Origin of the sequence: Mucilaginibacter aquaedulcis, from assembly GCF_030409325.1 — a bacterium.
GTDB classification, from domain to species: domain Bacteria; phylum Bacteroidota; class Bacteroidia; order Sphingobacteriales; family Sphingobacteriaceae; genus Mucilaginibacter; species Mucilaginibacter aquaedulcis.
The window spans coordinates 2322924-2343309 of sequence record NZ_JAUFPR010000002.1 but is presented as its reverse complement, the minus strand read 5'-3'; the positions used below and the strand labels follow the sequence as shown (position 1 = coordinate 2343309).

23 protein-coding genes are annotated in these 20386 nt (G+C 40.2%); 8 read left to right on the top strand and 15 right to left on the bottom strand.

What is annotated here, in order from left to right; translation table 11 throughout:
* Together rpsR and rpsF are read right to left on the bottom strand one after the other, a co-directional pair.
* A complete protein-coding gene (rpsR, locus tag QWZ01_RS14130) occupies positions 1–264 on the bottom strand; it encodes a 30S ribosomal protein S18 (RefSeq protein ID WP_022833472.1) in 264 nt (87 codons plus the stop codon).
* Entirely contained in the window at positions 264–629 is a 366-nt protein-coding gene (rpsF, locus tag QWZ01_RS14125) for a 30S ribosomal protein S6 (RefSeq protein ID WP_290324171.1), read from the bottom strand. The genes rpsR and rpsF overlap by 1 nt, the downstream gene beginning before the upstream one ends.
* Positions 630–823: 194 nt before the next feature.
* On the opposite strand from rpsF, the gene QWZ01_RS14120 reads away from it, so the two are divergent.
* Positions 824–1033 (top strand): hypothetical protein, encoded by a 210-nt coding sequence (locus QWZ01_RS14120; RefSeq protein WP_290324170.1) that lies wholly within the window; start codon positions 824–826, stop codon positions 1031–1033.
* Between the two features lie 77 nt (positions 1034–1110).
* Positions 1111–2928: a DNA polymerase III subunit gamma/tau gene (locus QWZ01_RS14115; RefSeq protein ID WP_290324169.1), complete on the top strand. Its 1818-nt coding sequence runs from the start codon at positions 1111–1113 to the stop codon at positions 2926–2928.
* A 100-nt stretch (positions 2929–3028) separates the two neighbouring features.
* Here the strand turns inward: QWZ01_RS14115 and QWZ01_RS14110 are convergent, their stop codons facing one another.
* Together QWZ01_RS14110 and QWZ01_RS14105 are read right to left on the bottom strand one after the other, a co-directional pair.
* Positions 3029–3481, bottom strand: coding sequence for a hypothetical protein (locus tag QWZ01_RS14110; RefSeq protein WP_290324167.1), 453 nt, complete (start codon positions 3479–3481; stop codon positions 3029–3031).
* An 84-nt stretch (positions 3482–3565) separates the two neighbouring features.
* Positions 3566–4276 carry a hypothetical protein gene (locus QWZ01_RS14105; RefSeq protein ID WP_290324166.1) on the bottom strand — a complete coding sequence of 237 codons (711 nt, stop codon included), beginning with the start codon at positions 4274–4276 and terminating at the stop codon, positions 3566–3568.
* 211 nt (positions 4277–4487) lie between these two features.
* Here QWZ01_RS14105 and QWZ01_RS14100 point away from each other — a divergent pair, with 211 nt between their 5' ends.
* Positions 4488–5717 carry an NADP-dependent isocitrate dehydrogenase gene (locus tag QWZ01_RS14100; RefSeq protein ID WP_290324165.1) on the top strand — a complete coding sequence of 410 codons (1230 nt, stop codon included), beginning with the start codon at positions 4488–4490 and terminating at the stop codon, positions 5715–5717.
* 136 nt (positions 5718–5853) lie between these two features.
* Positions 5854–6834 (top strand): type I phosphomannose isomerase catalytic subunit, encoded by a 981-nt coding sequence (locus QWZ01_RS14095; protein ID WP_290324164.1) that lies wholly within the window; start codon positions 5854–5856, stop codon positions 6832–6834.
* 77 nt (positions 6835–6911) lie between these two features.
* Here QWZ01_RS14095 and QWZ01_RS14090 read toward each other — a convergent pair whose 3' ends face one another.
* The 6 genes from QWZ01_RS14090 to QWZ01_RS14065 all read right to left on the bottom strand — a co-directional run bounded on the left by QWZ01_RS14090 (position 6912) and on the right by QWZ01_RS14065 (position 12733).
* Entirely contained in the window at positions 6912–7316 is a 405-nt protein-coding gene (locus tag QWZ01_RS14090; RefSeq protein ID WP_290324163.1) for a response regulator, read from the bottom strand.
* A gap of 15 nt (positions 7317–7331) precedes the next feature.
* On the bottom strand, positions 7332–8837 hold the full coding sequence (locus QWZ01_RS14085) for a PAS domain-containing sensor histidine kinase (RefSeq protein ID WP_290324162.1): 1506 nt from the start codon (positions 8835–8837) through the stop codon (positions 7332–7334).
* A gap of 324 nt (positions 8838–9161) precedes the next feature.
* Entirely contained in the window at positions 9162–9815 is a 654-nt protein-coding gene (locus tag QWZ01_RS14080) for a DNA alkylation repair protein (protein WP_290324161.1), read from the bottom strand.
* 6 nt (positions 9816–9821) lie between these two features.
* Entirely contained in the window at positions 9822–10292 is a 471-nt protein-coding gene (locus tag QWZ01_RS14075) for a YciI family protein (RefSeq protein ID WP_290324160.1), read from the bottom strand.
* Between the two features lie 108 nt (positions 10293–10400).
* On the bottom strand, positions 10401–11525 hold the full coding sequence (gene hppD / locus QWZ01_RS14070) for a 4-hydroxyphenylpyruvate dioxygenase (protein WP_290324159.1): 1125 nt from the start codon (positions 11523–11525) through the stop codon (positions 10401–10403).
* Positions 11526–11572: 47 nt separating this feature from the next.
* Positions 11573–12733 (bottom strand): homogentisate 1,2-dioxygenase, encoded by a 1161-nt coding sequence (locus tag QWZ01_RS14065; RefSeq protein WP_290324158.1) that lies wholly within the window; start codon positions 12731–12733, stop codon positions 11573–11575.
* Positions 12734–13115: 382 nt separating this feature from the next.
* On the opposite strand from QWZ01_RS14065, the gene QWZ01_RS14060 reads away from it, so the two are divergent.
* From QWZ01_RS14060 to QWZ01_RS14045, 4 genes are all read left to right on the top strand, one after another.
* Complete coding sequence (locus QWZ01_RS14060) at positions 13116–14111, top strand: fumarylacetoacetate hydrolase family protein (RefSeq protein ID WP_290324157.1); 996 nt, start codon at positions 13116–13118, stop codon at positions 14109–14111.
* Positions 14112–14120: 9 nt separating this feature from the next.
* On the top strand, positions 14121–15011 hold the full coding sequence (locus QWZ01_RS14055) for a flavin reductase family protein (protein ID WP_290324156.1): 891 nt from the start codon (positions 14121–14123) through the stop codon (positions 15009–15011).
* A 111-nt stretch (positions 15012–15122) separates the two neighbouring features.
* Entirely contained in the window at positions 15123–15338 is a 216-nt protein-coding gene (locus QWZ01_RS14050) for a hypothetical protein (protein WP_290324155.1), read from the top strand.
* Positions 15335–16102 carry an NlpC/P60 family protein gene (locus QWZ01_RS14045; protein ID WP_290324154.1) on the top strand — a complete coding sequence of 256 codons (768 nt, stop codon included), beginning with the start codon at positions 15335–15337 and terminating at the stop codon, positions 16100–16102. Before QWZ01_RS14050 ends, QWZ01_RS14045 begins: the two co-directional genes overlap by 4 nt.
* 34 nt (positions 16103–16136) lie before the next feature.
* Here QWZ01_RS14045 and QWZ01_RS14040 read toward each other — a convergent pair whose 3' ends face one another.
* From QWZ01_RS14040 to QWZ01_RS14020, 5 genes are all read right to left on the bottom strand, one after another.
* Positions 16137–16883, bottom strand: a complete 747-nt coding sequence (locus tag QWZ01_RS14040) for a LytR/AlgR family response regulator transcription factor (protein WP_290324153.1) — start codon at positions 16881–16883, stop codon at positions 16137–16139.
* Positions 16880–17914 (bottom strand): sensor histidine kinase, encoded by a 1035-nt coding sequence (locus QWZ01_RS14035; protein WP_290324152.1) that lies wholly within the window; start codon positions 17912–17914, stop codon positions 16880–16882. The genes QWZ01_RS14040 and QWZ01_RS14035 overlap by 4 nt, the downstream gene beginning before the upstream one ends.
* Before the next feature lie 156 nt (positions 17915–18070).
* A complete protein-coding gene (locus tag QWZ01_RS14030) occupies positions 18071–18406 on the bottom strand; it encodes a DUF4288 domain-containing protein (RefSeq protein ID WP_290324151.1) in 336 nt (111 codons plus the stop codon).
* 114 nt (positions 18407–18520) lie between these two features.
* Positions 18521–19333 carry a LiaF transmembrane domain-containing protein gene (locus QWZ01_RS14025; protein WP_290324149.1) on the bottom strand — a complete coding sequence of 271 codons (813 nt, stop codon included), beginning with the start codon at positions 19331–19333 and terminating at the stop codon, positions 18521–18523.
* 305 nt (positions 19334–19638) lie between these two features.
* Complete coding sequence (locus QWZ01_RS14020) at positions 19639–20040, bottom strand: LiaF transmembrane domain-containing protein (protein WP_290324146.1); 402 nt, start codon at positions 20038–20040, stop codon at positions 19639–19641.
* Positions 20041–20386: the final 346 nt, after the last annotated feature.

The following is a 20386-nucleotide window of genomic DNA, read 5'->3' as shown; positions in this document are numbered from 1 at the left end:
TTATTTTAATGAATCTGTAACGTAAGGTAATAAACCAATGTGGCGTGCACGTTTAACAGCTTGAGCCACTTTACGCTGAAATTTTAATGAAGTACCAGTTAAACGGCGTGGTAATACTTTACCCTGATCGTTAATGAACTTTAATAAAAAGTTTGCGTCTTTGTAATCAATATACTTAATACCATTCTTTTTGAAACGGCAGTATTTTTTACGGTTATCCTCCACTTTAGGAGCGGTAACGTATTTAATTTGTTCGTTAGCCATTAGTTTGTTTCCTCCACTTTAGCTGCTGGTTTCTTGTTAAAAGCACCGCTGCGTTTTTTGTCATTGTAAGCGATGGCATGTTTATCCAAAGCAATGGTCAGGAAACGCAAAACACGCTCATCGCGCCTTAACTCAACCTCCAATTTGTTAATTAATTCACCTGGAGCCTTAAATTCAGTTAAGTGATAGTACCCTGTAGTTTTTTTCTGGATAGGGTACGCTAATTTTCTCAAACCCCAATTATCCTCCTGGACAATTTCGGCTCCGCCATCTGTTAAAATTTTGCTGAATTTGGCATTTGCCTCTTTAGCAACCTCTTCAGATAACAACGGGGTTAGAACGATCACGATTTCGTACTGTTGCATTATTATTTGATTTTTAATTATTTACCCGCACTAAACGGGCTGCAAATGTAGATAGATTATCTGTATTTATCAAATGTTTTTAGCGCGAAAAGTAAAATAGTTTTCTGTACAAATTGTAGTTTTTGAATATATTTTAATGAAATATTAACCATGAACAAACTCTCTGTGTAAATTGCGCCTGATATTATTAAACTATGAAATTTACGCATAACGAGGGCGAAAATTTAATTCAACATACAATGAGCCCTCTGGACATTATACTACCAGGTGGTAACGGACATATTGAAGGTGACTGGGATGATGAGGATGATGAAGATTTTGACGACAGGCTTGACGCAGAGAACGACATAGCCGCTGCCGGCGCAGAGGATGATGATCATTTGCCTGATGATGACCTCCAATAACACTCCGCTGTTTTAATTTTACACATTCGTTTTATTGGCACTTTAACTTAAAGCAATTTCTTGCTAACTTCGTGGCTGTGGATAATTTTATTGTTTCGGCCCGTAAATATCGCCCGGCTACTTTTGAAACCGTTGTTGGTCAGCAACATATAACCAATACGCTCAAAAACGCTATTAAAAATAATCAGTTAGCGCAAGCATTTTTGTTCTGCGGCCCGCGTGGTGTGGGTAAAACTACCTGTGCGCGTATATTGGCAAAAACAATAAACTGTACCAATTTACAATCCAATGGCGAGGCCTGCGGCGAATGTGCCTCATGCAAAGCCTTTGAAAATGGCAATTCATTTAATGTGCATGAGCTTGACGCGGCATCAAACAACTCGGTTGATGATATCCGCAGCCTTATTGAGCAGGTACGTATACCACCACAAGCTGCCCGTTACAAGGTTTATATTATTGATGAGGTGCACATGCTATCGCAGGCGGCTTTCAATGCCTTTTTGAAAACGCTGGAAGAGCCACCTCATTACGCCATATTTATATTGGCCACTACCGAAAAACATAAGATATTACCTACTATACTTTCGCGCTGCCAGATATTTGATTTTAACCGTATCAGGGTTGAGGATATGGCCGCGCACCTGGCCTCTATTGCTGGTAAGGAAAATATAAGCTACGAGCCCGATGGCCTGCATATCATTGCTCAAAAGGCGGATGGTGGCTTGAGGGATGCCCTGTCAATGTTTGATCAGATCGTTAGCTTTTCGGGCGGTAAGGTTACGTATCGTTCTGTAATTGATAACCTCAATATACTTGATTACGATTACTACTTTAACGTAACTGATAGTCTGCTTCAGGAAGATACAGCCAAAACACTGCTCTTTTTTGATGAGATATTATCGCGTGGTTTTGATGGTGCTCATTTCATCGCCGGCTTGAGCGAACACTTCCGCAACCTGCTGGTAAGTAAAGATCAATCAACCTTAAAGCTGCTGGAAGTAAGTGAGGGTATTAAAAATAAATACCTGCAGCAATCGCAAACAGGTTCGGTATCGTTCTTGCTTTCGGCCATGAATATTGCCAACCAGTGCGATATCAGTTATAAGCTAAGTAAAAACCAGCGACTACAGGTTGAACTGGCACTACTTAAGATGTGTCACCTGCCCTCGGCCTTTAATATGGCCGTTTCGCCGCTCACTGCAACATCCGCTACCGACGGGTCATTAAAAAAAAAACCTGATACCCCAGCAGTAAAGCCTGCAGCACCCGAAAATAAGATCAATAATGATACATCTGTATTAAGTGATGCGCCATTAACTTATAATACCGCTGCCAGGCCGCAAGCTGCTCAAAACAGCCAGGCAACAGCACCTGTAAGGGAGCAAACACCTGCCGAAAAACCAAAAATATTTATCCCAAGCCCGAGCTTAGGTTCATTATCAGTAAAAATACCTTCACTTACAGATACCGCTAAAACAGAAGAGGAAAAAGCCGAAGAGGAAGATCCGTACCTGAAAGGTGATGCCCAGGATGATTTTACGATGGATAACTTTTTACGCTACTGGAGTGATTTTGCAGCCAGGGTGAAAGCTGAAGGTAAAAAGAATTTAGTTACCATTTTTACGTCAAACGCTCCGCGGATGATAAAGCCTTATGAATTTGAGGTTGTGGTAGGTAACAAGGTACAGGAAAATCTTTTTAAGGAGGAACGCCCCGAAATGCATAACTTTTTACGCAGTAAATTAAACAATTTTACTATTGAGGTAAATGCTCGGGTAGATGAACAGGAGGTGGTACGTAAGCCTTACACTGCTATTGAAAAGTTTCAGCATATGGCCTCGCGCAATCCTCAGCTTAATGATCTGAAGAATCGCTTTAACCTTGATTTTGATTAGCGGGTAGTTGAGAGAGTATTAAGTTTTGAGTGATGAGTTAACGTTGTCCTCATTTAAAAAACTGAGAACTCAAAACCTATCACTCAAAACTTAAAAGAATTTATTTGAAAAAATTACCTGTGTCGTTTTTAGGATAGCCCTCGTCGTCAAGATCATCGCGGTCATCTTCCGGAGTGTGTGCTAATGCAGAATCTGTAGGGTCAACCTCAACAATATCACCATTATCAATGTGCATGCCAAGGTCATCCACGTCCGTTTCAAGCGATCTTTTTTCCGTGTATTCATCAGCTGTATCATAAGGGTTGGCCTCATCATACGTTGAATTCATGTCATCGCCGCTTTTTACCGTAGTTTTATAAGGATCGGGGTGGTCATAATCAGGATCATCGCTCTGAACGTCATATTCAAAACTGTCTTCATCTTCATTGTAACTCAGATCTTCCTTGTCAATAGTTTCGCCTAATTCATCTTTTAATGTCCTGTCCCGGTCATTAGTGTTATCTGATAATGCATCGTCGTCATCAAATTCGGGGGTTATATTTTGACTGCTCATAGGATATATTATTTATAATAAAGGTACCTAAAAACCTTGCCAAAAAGACCAAAAAAATCAATAAAAAAATAGACTGAAAGGCTATCAGTAAGATATTTGCTTGCGATAAGAGGTTACACCGCCGATAGCAAATTTTACCCCGATGGTAAACTGCGAAAAAATATCATTATGATTCCCTGCTATGTATCCATCAAGGTTATCATCTAAAATGAGGTTGTATTGATAACCAAGGTCAATTTTAACGCTGGGCTCGTTATACTCGTTATAAAACTTAAACTCATAACCTACCCGCAGCGGTACAAAAGGTATCTGGCTGTTGTTATCGCCGGCCAGCATAAACCCCGGAGGGAGGCTATGATCGGGCGTTTTAACTACTATATGGTTTACAATGTACCCTATGCCGCTTGAAAGATAAAAGTTTTTAAAAGCGTTAGTTATGTTACTTTGCGAATAATCAATAAGCTCGCCGGCCTGTAGTTGTACTTTCAGCGCAAAAGCGGCAAAGTGGTTTTCAAACATGCGGCCATAGCCAGTAAGTTCGTTACCACCTTTTAGCCGGCCAAACTGCCCTTCAAAAACATAATTTACATATGGAGTTTGATTGTAGGTAAAATTAAAATGTGCCGATGGGGTACTTTTTAGCGATTTAAATACATCGGTACTTACAGGATAGTTGATACCAATCGCGGTGCCTATGTCATATTGGGCATAATCATAACCTAACTGGGCTTTGGCTAAAAATGCGCTTGTACATAAGAAAAGTATGAGCGAGACTTTAAATATCAGTTTTGTCATAATAGGGCATTATGGCACTTTAATAAGGCTGCCGGTTTTATTATCAACTTTAATTCTATAAAAATAGTATCAAACCTTATAAATACAATAAACTTGCCATAATAAATGCTAAGATAAGGCAATCAAGAAATTTCACACATCATTAGTATAAATGGTAAAGGGTAATTAATATATTTGAAACCATTAAAATAATAAAAAAACAACATCAGGTATGTCAAAAATTAAAGTAGAAAATCCGGTAGTTGAACTGGATGGAGATGAAATGACCCGAATTATCTGGAAATTTATCAAAGACAGGTTGATAATTCCTTATCTTGATCTTGATATCAAATATTACGATCTGGGTATCGAGTATCGTGATGAAACTAACGATCAGGTGACTATTGACGCCGCAAATGCTATTTTAAAATATGGTGTAGGTATTAAATGCGCAACTATTACACCTGATGAGCAACGTGTAGAAGAATTTGGATTAAAACAAATGTGGCGTTCGCCAAACGGTACAATCCGTAACATTCTTGACGGAACAGTTTTCCGCGAGCCTATTGTAATGTCAAACGTACCTCGCCTGGTACCTAACTGGACAGCTCCTATCTGCATCGGTCGTCATGCGTTTGGTGATCAATACCGCGCTACCGACTTTTTAACAAAAGGCAAAGGTAAATTAACCGTAACCTTTACTCCTGAAGATGGCGGCCCAGAGCAATCATACGAGGTGTACAATTTTAAGGGCGATGGTGTTGCATTAACTATGTACAATACTGATGAGTCAATAACAGGTTTTGCTCATGCTTGCTTTAACCAGGCGCTTATGAAAGGCTGGCCTTTATATTTATCAACTAAAAACACCATTCTTAAAAAATATGATGGCCGTTTTAAAGACATTTTTGAAGCCATCTATCAGCAAGACTACAAACAAAAATTTGCTGACGCAGGTATCACTTATGAGCACCGCTTAATTGACGACATGGTTGCATCTGCATTAAAATGGAACGGTAACTTTGTTTGGGCTTGTAAAAACTATGACGGCGACGTACAATCTGACACCGTAGCACAAGGTTTTGGTTCATTAGGTTTAATGACCTCAACACTGGTTACACCAGATGGTACTGTAATGGAAGCTGAAGCAGCACACGGTACAGTTACCCGTCACTATCGTGAGCACCAGGCCGGTAAACCAACTTCTACAAATCCTATCGCATCTATTTTTGCCTGGACAAGAGGTTTGGAATTCCGCGGTTTGCTTGATAACAACCAGGAGCTGGTTAACTTCTGCAAAACTTTAGAACAGGTTTGTATTGAAACTGTTGAAAGCGGTAAAATGACAAAGGATTTGGCCATCACCATTAAACCGAAAGTGGAGCACGGTACCGACTACCTGTACACCGAAGAGTTTTTAGCAGCAATTGACGAAAACCTGAAAGCTAAATTAGGCAAGTAATTTTTGTAATAAATTTGCAAAGCCCGCCCTTTTTAAGGCGGGCTTTTGTGTTTTAAATAAGTTTTTAGTAAAAAATGCTGAATCGGTTTATCCTTTCTTATTTAACTCCTACCTTAGCATGATTAAAAATTACATCATGTCAGCATTATATCCGTTAAAATTCAAAACCATTTATAAAGACAAGATCTGGGGCGGTCAAAAGATCAAAACCTATTTACATAAAGATTTTGGTGATTTGCCAAATTGCGGCGAAACCTGGGAAATATCAGGTGTAAAATCTGATGTATCTGTAGTGGCCAACGGCGAACTGGCAGGCGAATCACTGGCCGATCTGTTAGAGAAATTTCAGGGCGAATTGGTTGGCGAAAAGGTGTATGCACATTTTGGTAATATATTCCCTTTACTGATAAAGTTTATTGATGCCAATGAGGACCTGTCTATCCAGGTGCACCCAAATGATGAATTGGCCAAAAAACGCCACAATTCATTTGGTAAAACAGAAATGTGGTATGTAATTGAAGCCGATCCGGGCTCAACATTAATTGCAGGTTTTAACCAGGAACTTACCGAACAGGTTTACCTTGATAAGCTAAACAGTGGCCACCTAACGGATATTTTGAATAAAGAAGATGTTGCTGCAGGTGATGTTTTCTTTTTACCGGCCGGCCGTGTTCATACCATTGGTAAAGGTTTGCTGATTGCCGAAATTCAGCAAACATCTGATATCACTTACCGCATTTATGATTTTGACCGTGTTGATGATAAAGGCAACAAACGTGAGCTGCATACCGAAGAAGCTCTTGCTGCCATTGATTACAAACATTACCCTGAATACAAAACCAGTTATCAGCCTAAAAAGGATGAAACTGTAAAGCTGGTTGCCTGCCCATACTTTACAACTAATTTGCTTGATTTTACGCACAGCACCTCAAAAGATTATTCGACGCTTGATTCATTTGTAATACATGTATGCGTTGAAGGTGCTTATACTGTAAAATACAATGGTGAAGAGTATTCGGTTAAAATGGGCGAGTGTATTTTATTACCAAAAAACATAGATAAGGTAGAGCTGGATACAACAGAAGGCTTTAAAATACTGGAAAGCTATATTGAATAATTAAAGCACAGCTAACGCAAAGAATAGAAAACATGTAATTTCTTAAACTAAGAAATTACATGTTTTCTATTCTTTACTTAACCTGCCATTTGCAGGCTGTTAAATATCTCTTCTAAACGGCACCAGTCAACTGGTTTCAGGATATAATCTGAAATGTCAGAAATATTTTTAGCGCGTTCAATATCGTTAATGTCAGCTGATGCGCTTAAGATGTAAATCGAGATTTTTTTCCTCAACTGCGATTTTATTTCCACAAATTCGTTCATGAATTCCCAGCCATTCATAACCGGCATATTAATGTCAAGGAATATGATGTCGGGTAAGTTAAAGGCGTTAAGTGGATTTTTGAGGTAATCGATAGCCTCAACACCATTGTTAAAATGAGTTACCTGTTGGCCTGCGTTTTTAAGGCTTATCATTTTTTTGAACCCGTAAACATAGGTGCTGTTGTTATCAATGATGCAAGTGTTTAAATCAATCATTTTATCTTCAGATAATTACACCAGTTTTATTGTAAATTTAGTGCCAATGTTTACGGTGCTTTCTACTTTGATAGTACCGCCAAGAGCCTCTATTTGGTTGCGTGTTATAAACAAACCAATTCCCCTTGCATCGGGGTTTTGATGAAATGTTTTATACATGCCAAATACTTTATCGCCATAGCGCTCCAGGTCGATACCTATACCGTTATCCTCAAATATGAGATAAACATAATTGCGGTCTTTTATGGTATAGCACTTAATAAACGGCTGCCTGTCCGGATGGCTGTATTTTAAGGCATTGGTGAGCAGATTTTGCAAAATACTCTCCATGTATGCCGGCACATAACTTATTTCGGTACACTGGCTAAAATCGTACTCAATATGGGCGTTAAGGGCGTCAATGTTGCTTTTTATAGCCAATTGTACATTTTTGAAAATAGATTCAAAATTGATTACACTGCGCTCGTTGGTTATTTCGGTTTGAATTTTAACAATTTCGTTAAGGTGTTCAATTGTTGAATTAAGGCTGCTGCCGATAGATTTGATGTGCGAAAATATTTCAGCACGATCTTCCCTAACGTCAGTTTCCTCGTATAATTTAACCATAAACTGCAGGTTGCCAGTATGCGAACGCAGGTTATGCGATACGATGTAGGCAAAATTCTGCAGGCGCTTGTTTTGATCAGTAAGCAAGTTAAGTGACGACTCTAAACTTAAGCCTTTACGCTTGCTGTTATCAATATCCTGAATAATATTTTTTACAATAATGCATTTGCCATATTCATTTATAATAGGCACACCCTTGGCTTTTACCCACAATACATGATTTTTAGCCGTTCTGAAAAGTAATTCAAGATCATAGGGCTGGCAAAATTCAAGAGCGTTGTTTATTGCGGTTTGCAATGTGGCGCGATGCTGAGGCTCAAAAAAACTGATAACTTCATCAATGGTTAGCTTTACCTCTGCCTGGAGTTCAAAAATGTCATATGTATGTTTTGATAAGGTTAGGTTAAGGCTACCTGCTTCAATTTCCCAGCTTCCTAATTTGGCTATTCTGAGCGTGTCGGCGTAATTAAGGTCATCACGCGCGGCTTTTAGTTGTGCCTGTTTATAATCATGTATATTAATGATTGAGCCGTAAATGGTCTTGGCTTTAGTATCAGGATATCTTTTAACGGTGCTCTCAAACCAATGATAACCAGATGATTTGGTAAGCAACCTTACTTGTACCGGGTTGCTTTGTTTGGAGTTTTGATTGGTTAAAGCATTCAGGAAAATCGTTTTATCCTGATGATATAACAGCTGTTCAAAAAAAGTATGATTAGAGCATTCAATTTCGCCGGGTTCATAACCTAACAGAGTATAAAACCCTGCCGACCATTTAATTACCCTTGTATTAATATTATATTCCCAAATGCCGGCATTAATATTATCAATTATTTGAGCAAGATGTAACCTGCTGTCATCAGAAAATTTATCTTCAGAAAAACTCATATTATCAATAGCCTGCTCATTACTCATTATTCATACGCCTACCAATAGAAAATTATGTGCCATAATTTCAAATCTTAATAAATACAACTTAAAGTTGTATTTATATTTCCAGATTCAACACCATTTAAGCATAAGCCGGCCAACCTCAAATATAATATTTGAAATGATACAAACTACTCTTATACTGATGATTGTAAAGTAAATTTATTAATGTGAAACGCTTATGTATAAGGTTGTGAAGCTAAATAACAGGTTTTTCAGCATTTTGATTCTTAATTATTAAAAAAGCATTCGTAAAAAGAATATGATACAGACTTTGTGGTATGTCTTTTTTCTGGATTGAAGCAATCACTATCTGGATTGGAGTTCGGCTAACGCGTTAGTGGCTATCCATTTGGCAGATTTATGATCCTGCCTTAAAATATTATTAGCTGTTTGTATAGCCAATTCTTTTAAAGTATTATTTCTTTTACCAATTTGCCGCAGTGCCCAGTTCACCGCCTTTTTAACAAAATTCCGATTATCCCAGGCTTCACGTTCCATAATGGGAAATAATTTAATAAATGTATCATCAGGTGCGGTTTTGTTATGCACGGCATATTCGGCCATTAAAACAAAACCGGCACGTTTTACAAATTCTTCTTCACGCGTGCTAAACTCAGTGGCTTTAGTAATGGCAAAGGGTGTACGGTCAAATAAATTACCACATACCTGATCACAAATATCCCAGGAGTTGAAATCTCTTGTCCAGCTGTTTATTTGCTGTTCGGTTACCAGGGCAGGATCATCAATTAGGGAGGCCAGCATGCGTGCCTCATGAAATTGGGTATCCCAAAGTTCAAGGGCAAGGGCATGGTCTTTCCCAATTACTTTAGCCAGTTTTCGTAACTCCGGAAGCCTAACCCCAAGGGCATGATCGGTATTAATACCATAGCGGGTCATGCCGGCCAGATAGGCAGGTTCGGCTTTATGTTTTAAAAGGTCAATGATCTCTTGTACAGCCATTCGGGTTTAATCGGCTACGCTCTTGCTTTCTATACGGTGATGAATGCTATTAACCTCCATTAAGGCTGCAGAACAGTAGAAGGGGTGAAGTTCCATTACCAGCGAACCCGCTTTTACGGCCGGGTCAGTTTCGGTAAGTTGTTTAGCTTCTTCAATGGTTTCTACATTAAAAATGAATATACCCCTAATTGGCTGATCATCCATAAAAGGCCCTGCTACCACTAATTTACCTTCGTTAGCCAGGCGTGTAATGTTTTTTAGATGTGCCATTTGTAATTGCATGAGTGCTGCCGAGTCTTGCAAACGGTTAGGGCCCGCTTTTAAAAAAGCCATTACATATTTTTTCATACCATATTTATCGGCACCGAGTTTTTTAGCAAGGGCAGCATCAAAAACAGGTTTGGTATTGGAAGGTTCCTGGGCAAAGCAAGTAAAAGCAAAGGCCATAATTGCTATTAACAAAGTGAGCTTTTTCATGATATCGAGGATTTGAGGTATATCAAATATAACTAAATCAAGACACAAAAAAGCCGGGCAACAGCCCGGCTTCGTTAAATCTCCTATTTCAAATCTAACTTCTCATATCTAAAGGTTTCCTCTGATTTCCTGTTCACGCTCAATGGCCTCAAATAAGGCTTTAAAGTTGCCCGCACCAAATGATTTGGCACCTTTGCGCTGAATGATCTCGAAGAAAAGGGTTGGCCTGTCTTCAATAGGTTTGGTGAATATCTGTAGCAGATAACCTTCATCATCCCGATCAACCAGGATGCCCAATTTTTTGAGCGGTTCCAGATCTTCATCAATATGCCCAACACGGTCGGTAAGGTCATCATAATAAGTGGTAGGTACGGTTAAAAACTCCACACCACGGTTTTGAAGATCGGTTACAGTAGCAACAATATCATCAGTAGCCAGGGCCATATGCTGTACGCCTTCGCCTTCATAAAATTCAAGGTATTCCTCAATCTGCGATTTCTTTTTACCTTCTGCCGGTTCGTTGATCGGGAATTTTACATAGCCGTTTCCATTGCTCATCACCTTACTCATTAAGGCCGAGTATTCGGTGCTGATCATTTTATCATCAAATGTTAAAATGTTTCTGAAACCCATAATATCTTCATAAAAATTAACCCATTGGTTCATTTTATGCCAGCCCACGTTGCCTACGCAATGGTCAACATATAATAAACCCGCAACAGGCGGATTGTAGGTGGTTTGCAACTTTTGATAGCCGGGTAAAAAAAGGCCATTATAGTTTTTACGCTCTACAAACAGGTGAACGGTTTCGCCATAAAGTTTTATGCCGCTGGTACGTACCTCTCCATATTCATCGGTAAGGGTTTGAGGCTTTTGATAAGGTATGGCACCGCGTTTGGTGGTTTGCTCAAAGGCATCATATGCATCATCAACCCATAAGGCCAGTACTTTTACACCATCGCCATGTTTCTTGATGTGCTCTGCAATGGGATGAGCAGAGTGTAAGGGGGTTGTAAGTACTATCCTGATCTTACCTTGCTGCAGAACATAGGATGCCCTGTCGCGTACGCCGGTTTCCGGGCCGGCATAGGCCAGGTTTTGAAAGCCGAAAGCGGTTTTATAATAGTGAGCAGCCTGCTTGGCGTTACCCACATAAAATTCAACATAATCTGTACCGTTTAGCGGTAAAAAATCTGCTGTATTTGGTTGTTTATCTATAGTTTGTATTTGCATTGTTTTAATTTTTTAGCCTCATCTGCCCCTCTCCAAAGGAGAGGACTTTAGGTGAGGCTCCAACTCTTATAATAATTCTCGTCTTCAATTTTTATGGCCTCTTCCGTGAGCATCAGCGGCCTAAATGGATCTATCATCACGGCCAGTTCATCTGTTGATTCCTTGCCGATAGATTTTTCAACCGAGCCCGGATGAGGGCCGTGTGGAATGCCGCCCGGGTGCAGTGTAATTTGACCCTTTACCACACTTTTGCGGCTCATAAAGTCGCCATCTACATAGTATAAAACCTCGTCGCTGTCTACATTACTATGGTTATAAGGCGCAGGGATAGATAGCGGGTGATAATCAAACTTACGGGGTACAAATGAGCATATCACAAAATTGTTGCCCTCAAAGGTTTGGTGCACGGGCGGCGGCTGATGCAGCCTGCCGGTTATGGGTTCAAAATCATGGATAGACAGTGCCCAGGGATAATGGAAGCCATCCCAGCCAATAAAATCAAACGGATGGGTGCCATATATGTACGGATATATTAAGCCTTGTTTCTTGATCAGGATCTTGAAATCGCCATGCCTGTCGTGAGTTTCCAGCTCGGTAGGGCGTTTGATATCACGTTCGCAATAGGGCGAGTGTTCCATCAGCTGTCCATATTGATTGCGGTACCGTTTTGGCGGACGAATAGGACTAAAACTCTCTATAATAAATAAACGATTATCGGGCGTATCAAATTCTAACTGGTAAATGGTACCGCGGGGTATCACCAGGTAATCACCGTATACAAATTTGATATTGCCAAAACCAGTTTTTAATGTACCGAAACCCTCATGTATAAAAACTACCTCATCTGCCTGGCTGTTTTTATAAAAATAATCAGTCATTGATTGGCGCGGCGCCGCCAGCGAAATATGCAGATCGCTGTTTACCAGCACCGGTTTGCGGCTTTGCAGGTAATCATCTTCAGGCTTTATATTAAAACCTATCAGGCTGGTATGTTTCAGGTGTTTTTCGCGCGCTATTTTAGGCTCAACGCTATAAGGCTCACCCAAAGTTTTTACAATAGTAGGCGGGTAGGCGTGATAAACCAGTGAATAAAGACTTGAAAAACCTTCTGTTGATACCAGTTCTTCGGCATATAAAGTACCATCGGGCTTACGGAACTGCGTATGCCGCTTGGGAGGGATAACTCCTAAAGTATGATATAAGGGCATGGTGTTTTAATTGGTTAACAATAAAACGTTTAAAATGTCCGGATAGTTTTAATTGGCTTTGAGCCTATTGGGCTATGGATTTTTTGGAAATAAGCAGGGACAGACATACCCGTCATTCCTCCAATAGTCTTTCTCCAAAATCTTAATTAGTACTGGGCAAGTACTATTTTGGCAAGCATAGCATCCCTGAACGATGAGGCGTCGCTCATACTGGTAAGGCCCAGGGAAAATAGAAAATGCTTTTGTATGGTTAACATGGTTAACACGAAATTAGAGGTAATATTTTTAATATGCAAGCATAGTTTTTTTGATCAGTACATCATCATGCTCTTAGCTAATCAACTAAATTTGCTTAGTTTTGATTTAACCAATTAACCTACCTATGAAATTAGTATCATATAAAACCGATGACCGCGAACATTTAGGAGTTTTTATAAACAATCATATTTATAATCTTAACTCCTGCGACAAGCTGATACCCGATAATATGAATGAGTTTTTATGGGGAGGTGAGGAGTTGATGGATCATGCAAAGCGTGTTCATGAGGCAATAGCTTCAGGAAAAATGGAAGCTAAAGAAGAGCTCTTTTTTGAACTTACTGCTCCTGTACCGCACCCAACATCATGCCGTGATGGTTATGCCTTCAGGCAGCATGTGGAGGCTGCACGTCGTAACCGCAAGGTTGATATGATACCCGAGTTTGATCAATATCCCGTATTTTATTTCACCAACCACAATGCCATACAGGGCCCCGGCGAAATTGAATGCATGCCCGATCATTTTAACAAACTTGATTTTGAATTAGAGGTAGCGGTAGTCCTTTATAAGAAGGGCCGTAACATTAAAGCTGCCGAAGCTGATAGTTTTATAGCAGGCTATATGATCATGAATGATATGAGTGCACGTACCCTGCAAATGGAAGAAATGCTGCTAAATCTGGGCCCGGCAAAGGGTAAAGACTTTTCTACCGTAATTGGCCCATGGCTGGTGACGGCCGATGAGCTGGAGCAATATAAAGTTGCACCTAAAGCAGGGCATACCGGCAATGCCTATAACCTTGAAATGAAGTGCGTAGTAAATGGTAAACAGGTATCCTTAGGTAACATGGCCGATATGGACTGGACCTTTGCTGAGATCATTGAGCGTGCTGCTTACGGTTGCGACGTATTGCCCGGCGATGTAATAGGCTCAGGCACCGTTGGTACAGGCTGCTTCCTGGAACTGAATGGTACCGGCTTGCTTAACGATACTAACTATCAGCCTCAATGGTTAAAAGATGGTGACCTGGTTGAAATGGAGATAACCGGACTGGGGATGCTGGCTAATATCATAAAAAAGGCTGATAATGATTTTTCAATATTAAGATTGAAGAAATAAAAAAACAGAATGCTCTCCATTAAAGTCTCCGATCTTTCCGTAGGTCAACTACATAATTACCTGAACCACGCTGTTGCCCCCAGGCCTATTTGTTTGGCATCAACCGTTGATGAAGATGGTAATGTTAATCTGAGCCCGTTCAGCTTTTTTAACGTGTTCAGTACCAACCCACCGGTTTGCGTTTTTTCGCCATCGCGCAGTGTAAGGGATAATACTACCAAACATACTTTAGACAACGTTTTGGAAGTGCCCGAATGTGTGATAAACATAGTTAATTACGATATGGTGCAGCAGGTTTCGCTCTCCAGCGTAGCTTATGCCAAGGGTATGAATGAGTTTATTAAGTCGGGCTTAACACCTCTTGCCTCAACTATAGTTAAACCACCGAGGGTGGCTGAAGCCCCTGTACAGCTGGAATGTATGATCAGGGAGGTTATTTCCTTGGGCGATACCCCGGGCGCAGGTAACCTGGTTTTGGCCGAAATTAAAATGCTCCATATTAATGAAGATATTTTAGATCCCGACGGGAGAATTAATCAGGCTAAAATTGATCTGGTGGCTCGCCTTGGTGGTGATTGGTACTGCCGTGTAACGGAGGATAACCTATTTAAAGTGGCCAAACCCAATATGAAAATGTGTATTGGCGTTGATGCACTCCCATATAGCATCCGCAACTCAAGGGTACTTACCGGGAATAACCTGGGGCAGTTGGGTAACCTGGAAATTTTGCCAACAGATGAGGCTGTTGAGGCCTATGCGCAACTTCCGGATGTAAAAGACTTATTGGATGCTACCATCGGCGACAGCCAAACCCGTGAGCTGCAACTGCACCTGAAAGCCAAGCAACTTCTTGATGATGATAGGGTAGAAGAGGCTTTGATGGTGCTGCTGATGGCATAGTTTTACAGAAATTAAAATACTCCAAATGCTCACTCCAATAATTGTGAAATAACAAAACTTAAATACAAGATTATTTCATAAATTCGTATAACAGGCTAATAATGAGTTGTTATGAAGCAGGAAGAGTTGGACGAACGGTATTCAATTGTTGAAAAACTGGTAAGGCTGTTTAAGTTTGAAAGGTTTATTCACCTTGCCGTTACCGGTATTTCACTGGTGATCCTGCTTGTTGCTATTTCGCTCATGATCTATAATAAAGAAGCAGGAAAGGCCGAACTATCTTTGATGTTTGGTTCATCGGGCTTGATAACCTATACAGGTGGATGAATGATCTGGATAACCTTGAGAAATCTTCGCGCAGATCGGCCATCATCAGCCTCATCGGTATCCTGATCTTTATTACATCGTTATTATTTGCCAGTTATAATTTGTTTAATTCAAACAAGGAATTAAAGAAGATAAAGGTTGAGCTTAGAAGATCTGCCGATAGTTTAAACAAACAGAAAAAAGCAGTAGACGAACTTCAAAACAGAATAGCCGGATTAAAGCTTGACGAATCGCAGCTTAATCAGTACCTAATAGGCTTGATGGAAAGTACTCAGACCAACCAGGGTAATACCTTAGGCGATGGTGGTAGTATTAATTGGACCGATATTCAAAAAACTATTATTAATCTACCTTCCGGTAAAAGAAAATTAGCATTAACAATAGCGCTTTTAACCACCTGGAAGCAAATTCCTTTTGAATTGGGTAAGAACACGCCCAAATCAAGTTTTGATTCGCCAGGCTACATTCAATACGTATTAAAACAAACAGGTATTAATATTGCCAGAAATAATGCCGAACCACTTTCCGTAACCATTATGAAACGTTATAAAAAAGTTGATGGTCCTTTACCCGGCGATCTTATTTTTTATAAAGGGCAGATAGGCAGCTTTGGTTTCTTTTATCTTGGGCAGGGTACGCCTAAGGGGCAGGGTATTGCCATAGGTACTTTACAGGCTGCATTCCCCTTAGGTATTTATGATACCATAAACGTAAATACAGAATATTTTCCTTTTATTGGTTACTACAGGGTTGAGTATGATTAAATAAAACCCGGAAGCCGGGTTTTATCGGAGTAGTTTATATACCAAGCACTTGTTTCAGTTTCACATAGCCGGTTTTACTTACCGGTATTTTTGCGCCCGATTTGAGGATGGCCAAGTGGGCGTCCTTTTCATAAGGATCAATACGGGTAATTTGCTGTATTGCTATAATATATGAGCGGTGTACGCGCACAAACTGGCGGGCATCAAGGGTTTGCTCAAAAAAGTTCATGGTTTTGTTTTTGAGGTACGAACCTTCTTTGGTAAATACGCTCACATAGTCGTCATCAGCTTGCAGGTATTCCACATCGGCTACAGGGATGATCTTTACTTTGGTGCCTGTTTTAACTACAATACGCTCATGTTGTGATGGCGATTGCGCGGCGGCTGTTTCCAGCAGTTCTTCGGTTTGCTTTGGCGCATGTTTTTCAGGGGCTGTAGCCAGATATTTTTCAATGGCCTTATTAAACCTGTCTTTACTGAAGGGTTTTAACAGGTAGTCAATAGCGTGAGCCTCAAAAGCCTTTATTGCATATTCGTCAAAAGCGGTAGTAAATATTACTGCAGGCGGCTGCTCAACCAGTTCAAGCATTTCAAAGCCATTTATCTTAGGCATCTGCACATCCAGAAAAATCAGATCGGGCTGGTATTGCTGTATAGCTTTAAGTCCCTCAAAACCATCGTTGCACTCCTGCAGCAATTCAATTTCACTAAAATTTTGCAAATATTCCTTTACAACCATGCGGGCTAAAGGTTCATCATCAATAATTAAGGCTCGCCTCATAACTGTGGTATTTTTATAATGGTTGTAAATATATTATCATTTGCATGAGTTTCCATCAAATCGTTACGGGCAAAAAGTAAATACAGGCGTCGTTGTACACCCCGCAGGCCAAAGCCGGTTCCTTTTTGAGGGCGCGACGTTTGTGGATCATACGGGTTTTGAACCATCAGTATCAGGTAATGGTCTTCAATTTCGCCGCGGATGCTTACGGTAACCTCGCCAGTGGTATCATATAAACCAAATTTTATGGCATTTTCAACCAATGGTTGCAGCAGCATAGAAGGCATTACGGCTGCACTGCATTTATCATCGCAGCTAATTTCGGTTTGCAGGCGATGGCCAAAGCGCACCTTTTCAATATCAAGATACAGGTTTAAATGAGCCAGCTCTTCACTTAGAGGTACCTGCTGCTGGTCATCTTTTTTTAATGTACCTCGCAAAAAGTCAGAAAGCTGGTGTATCATGCGCCGGGCCTCATCGGGTTTAAAACCAATGAGCGCGTTAATAGAATTAAGACTGTTGAACAGAAAGTGCGGCTGTAATTGCTGACGTAAATTGTATAGTTCGGCATCGCGGGCCAGTTGCTCTGCTTCGGTTTTGCGTTTTTGGGTTTCTTTCTGATCAAGCTGCGAATACCATAACAAACTGATCATGGCCATCCAGCCGATAGCCAGAAAGTCGGTAAAAAAACGAATGGTTAATGATTGCTGTACAAAATTGATAAATACCTTATCGGTATTAATTAAAGGCAACAGGTATCGGCAGCCTAAGGTACATATACCTGCCAGTGCCACACACCATATAAATAGGTTAATATAGCTGCCTTTACCGGGCTGATAGTAGCGTAAATTGTTATTGATAAGCCAGCAGGCACCTGATAATAGTACTGCGCTCATAAGGCCATCAACCGAGGCTGTGAACCAGAAAAAACCAAAACTATGCACAATATAGGTTTGCAGGCCGGCCCATATGAGCCCGCATGCAATAAATGCGCCGTATAATTTTGAAGCTGATAATGCTGGTAATGCCATGCTTTTTAAGTCGGAGATGTGAGAATTAAGAAACAAGAGTCAAGAATCAAGACAGGAAAACGCAGATGTGTCTTGAATTCCTAATTTAATTCTTGTAATCATGTGTCTTAATTCTTATCTCTTGATTCTTGTCTCTTATTTCTTGGTTCTTTTTACTCAGTTTCTTATGCCTAATAGTGCCGATTTATGATGAGCCCATGCAATGTATAAATCGGCATCGGGTGTTTCGTGTATGTTATAATAAAGTTCTGCACCATCAGTAAGTTCGCCTATCTGGTTTAATTCGGCTACATCAATAAACTGCCATTTAACGGTTTGTTTTTCGATGTTTTTAAAACTATCCTGATTGGCATGACCTATTTTGTTTGCCTTTTCAAAGGCGCTTATTTCAGTATCGGCGCTAATAAGCCTCAATTGTTCGTCAAATTGCGCCTGGTGGTCGCCATCGCCACTAATTACCCTGAAAACTAATTTTGCTACGTACCAGTTCATAATTGTTTGTTTTTAGTATCAAGTAGTTAGTATTAAGTAGTCAGTATCAGGTATCAAGATTTTAGTATTCAAAGTTCCTGCTTTGATACCTGATACTAACTACTTGATATTAAATTAATAGCTGCGTATATCAACACCGGCAAAAATGGAGGTACCTTTCAGTACCAGTATCTTTTCGTTATTAGGCGATGCGGTGCTCCTGATGCGTTTATCGTCAACCCCGGCAAAAACAGCGGCCAAATCTGATACTACCTGCCAGTTTGATGGCACAATAATTTTGGTGCCACCAAATACCTGGGTAATGTCAATGTAAACCCGGCCGCTAATATCGGCCTGTGTAAAATCAAGTTCGGCACCTCCAAAAATGTTTACAATTTCGCCGCCTTTAAAGCTTTTTGAAAGTACTGTTTTATTAACCCCGCCAAAAATAGATACAGTATCCAGATAATCGTCGCTTGAAGCGTATGGAGGGGTAAAAGGTTCATTAGGTGGTACATCGTCGCCATCTTTCACAGTATAATCAACCTGTGGGTCGGCTTTGTCAAAGTTGAAGTTAGCCGGTTGTTTGTCGCCCCATTTTTCGTTTTTATAATCATGGTGCTTGCCGCGCCTTATTATCAGCCAAATGCCAAAAGCTATAATTGCAATGGGCCAAACAACACGGTCAGCATTATCAATATTTTCGTTCAGTAAAAAGATGACCCCTAAAAATACCATAATGCCCCATGATGATTTTTTGAAGTTATGTTTGGCACCCAGGTAAAGTCCCCAGGCTATAAGCCACATTGGCCAGCTGAACAGCCAGCCGGGTATAAAGAAGTCGCCAAGTTGTTTTATAAGCAACAACCCGCCCACAGCAAGGAGGATAAGCCCCGCCATTACTTTTCCCTTATTTGGGTTGTTTGCATTTCCTATATCGTTGTTCATTTGTGTGCAAATTAAATCATATCCAAAACTAAGGTAACATTATACATGAGCCAAACAAAAGTTGGCGACATATTTAAAGAAATCGGTGGAAAGGTAAGTTTTGTCGGTGAAAAAGTTGGCGGGTAATTAAAATTAGATGTTGGTACATATTTATGTTTGTCTGAACCGGGATTAAACAGATTAAGAAATTACGGGATTTTTTGAATCGTGGCAATCTATTAATCTGTTTAATCCCGGTTCAGATAAAAACAAAAGGGGAGAACCCAACCGGTAACTCCCCTGATGCATGAAAACAAAATTATTAATTACATTTCCGGTTCGGTTGGTTTATGGAACTGAAAAGTTTCTTTAGGTTTTTCAAAGTTATATTCCTCCCTATGCTTGCGCGGTTTCATGATCATCCAGGCACCGAAGCCCATTACCGCTACCGGCCAAATAATACGATCGGCATTGACTATATTATCGCTTAGTAAAAAGGCCGCACCAATTAAAGTGATCATGATCCATGATGGTTTGCGGAAATTGTATTTGGCACCCATGTAAAGGCCCCATGCTATTACCCACATTGGCCAGCTAAAAAGCCAGTCGGGTATTAAGAATATATCAAATTCCCTGATCAGTAATATTGCGCCAATGGCTAATAAGATTACCCCTGCAGCAGTTTTGCTATTATTAGGAGTAATGGTAGTTTCTATGTTGTTGTTCATTGTTGTAAGTATTAAATTATACCCTAAAGTTAAGGCAGTATTCATGTTGCAACAATGAATAATAGGCGATTGAGCGGGGGAAATCGGTAAAAGTGAGGGTTTATCCGGTGAATAAGGAAGGGGATTTTTGCCGGTAGAGGTCTTCGCCTGAACGGTGATCAGACAGGTTTTAAAATTGCTGCGATTCGAATTTTGTCTGAACCAGGATTAAACGGATTAATGAGATTTTTCAGGATTTTGTCTGAAACACGATTAAACAGATTGTAAGATTACCACGATTTAAAAAATCCTATAATCTCCTAATCTGTTTAATCGTGGTTCAGACAATTCATTAGACAGGTTATAC

Coding starts and splice junctions, on each gene's coding strand:
- QWZ01_RS14095 (WP_290324164.1), top strand. CDS start 5,854: ATGTCAGCATTATATCCGTTAAAATTCAAAACCATTTATAAAGACAAG.
- QWZ01_RS14060 (WP_290324157.1), top strand. CDS start 13,116: ATGAAATTAGTATCATATAAAACCGATGACCGCGAACATTTAGGAGTT.
- QWZ01_RS14025 (WP_290324149.1), bottom strand. CDS start 19,333: ATGAACAACGATATAGGAAATGCAAACAACCCAAATAAGGGAAAAGTA.
- QWZ01_RS14035 (WP_290324152.1), bottom strand. CDS start 17,914: ATGGCATTACCAGCATTATCAGCTTCAAAATTATACGGCGCATTTATT.
- hppD (WP_290324159.1), bottom strand. CDS start 11,525: ATGCAAATACAAACTATAGATAAACAACCAAATACAGCAGATTTTTTA.
- QWZ01_RS14065 (WP_290324158.1), bottom strand. CDS start 12,733: ATGCCCTTATATCATACTTTAGGAGTTATCCCTCCCAAGCGGCATACG.
- QWZ01_RS14030 (WP_290324151.1), bottom strand. CDS start 18,406: ATGAACTGGTACGTAGCAAAATTAGTTTTCAGGGTAATTAGTGGCGAT.
- QWZ01_RS14055 (WP_290324156.1), top strand. CDS start 14,121: ATGCTCTCCATTAAAGTCTCCGATCTTTCCGTAGGTCAACTACATAAT.
- QWZ01_RS14120 (WP_290324170.1), top strand. CDS start 824: ATGAAATTTACGCATAACGAGGGCGAAAATTTAATTCAACATACAATG.
- QWZ01_RS14045 (WP_290324154.1), top strand. CDS start 15,335: ATGAATGATCTGGATAACCTTGAGAAATCTTCGCGCAGATCGGCCATC.
- QWZ01_RS14110 (WP_290324167.1), bottom strand. CDS start 3,481: ATGAGCAGTCAAAATATAACCCCCGAATTTGATGACGACGATGCATTA.
- QWZ01_RS14050 (WP_290324155.1), top strand. CDS start 15,123: ATGAAGCAGGAAGAGTTGGACGAACGGTATTCAATTGTTGAAAAACTG.
- QWZ01_RS14090 (WP_290324163.1), bottom strand. CDS start 7,316: ATGATTGATTTAAACACTTGCATCATTGATAACAACAGCACCTATGTT.
- QWZ01_RS14105 (WP_290324166.1), bottom strand. CDS start 4,276: ATGACAAAACTGATATTTAAAGTCTCGCTCATACTTTTCTTATGTACA.
- QWZ01_RS14100 (WP_290324165.1), top strand. CDS start 4,488: ATGTCAAAAATTAAAGTAGAAAATCCGGTAGTTGAACTGGATGGAGAT.
- QWZ01_RS14080 (WP_290324161.1), bottom strand. CDS start 9,815: ATGGCTGTACAAGAGATCATTGACCTTTTAAAACATAAAGCCGAACCT.
- rpsF (WP_290324171.1), bottom strand. CDS start 629: ATGCAACAGTACGAAATCGTGATCGTTCTAACCCCGTTGTTATCTGAA.
- QWZ01_RS14040 (WP_290324153.1), bottom strand. CDS start 16,883: ATGAGGCGAGCCTTAATTATTGATGATGAACCTTTAGCCCGCATGGTT.
- QWZ01_RS14075 (WP_290324160.1), bottom strand. CDS start 10,292: ATGAAAAAGCTCACTTTGTTAATAGCAATTATGGCCTTTGCTTTTACT.
- rpsR (WP_022833472.1), bottom strand. CDS start 264: ATGGCTAACGAACAAATTAAATACGTTACCGCTCCTAAAGTGGAGGAT.
- QWZ01_RS14085 (WP_290324162.1), bottom strand. CDS start 8,837: ATGAGTAATGAGCAGGCTATTGATAATATGAGTTTTTCTGAAGATAAA.
- QWZ01_RS14020 (WP_290324146.1), bottom strand. CDS start 20,040: ATGAACAACAACATAGAAACTACCATTACTCCTAATAATAGCAAAACT.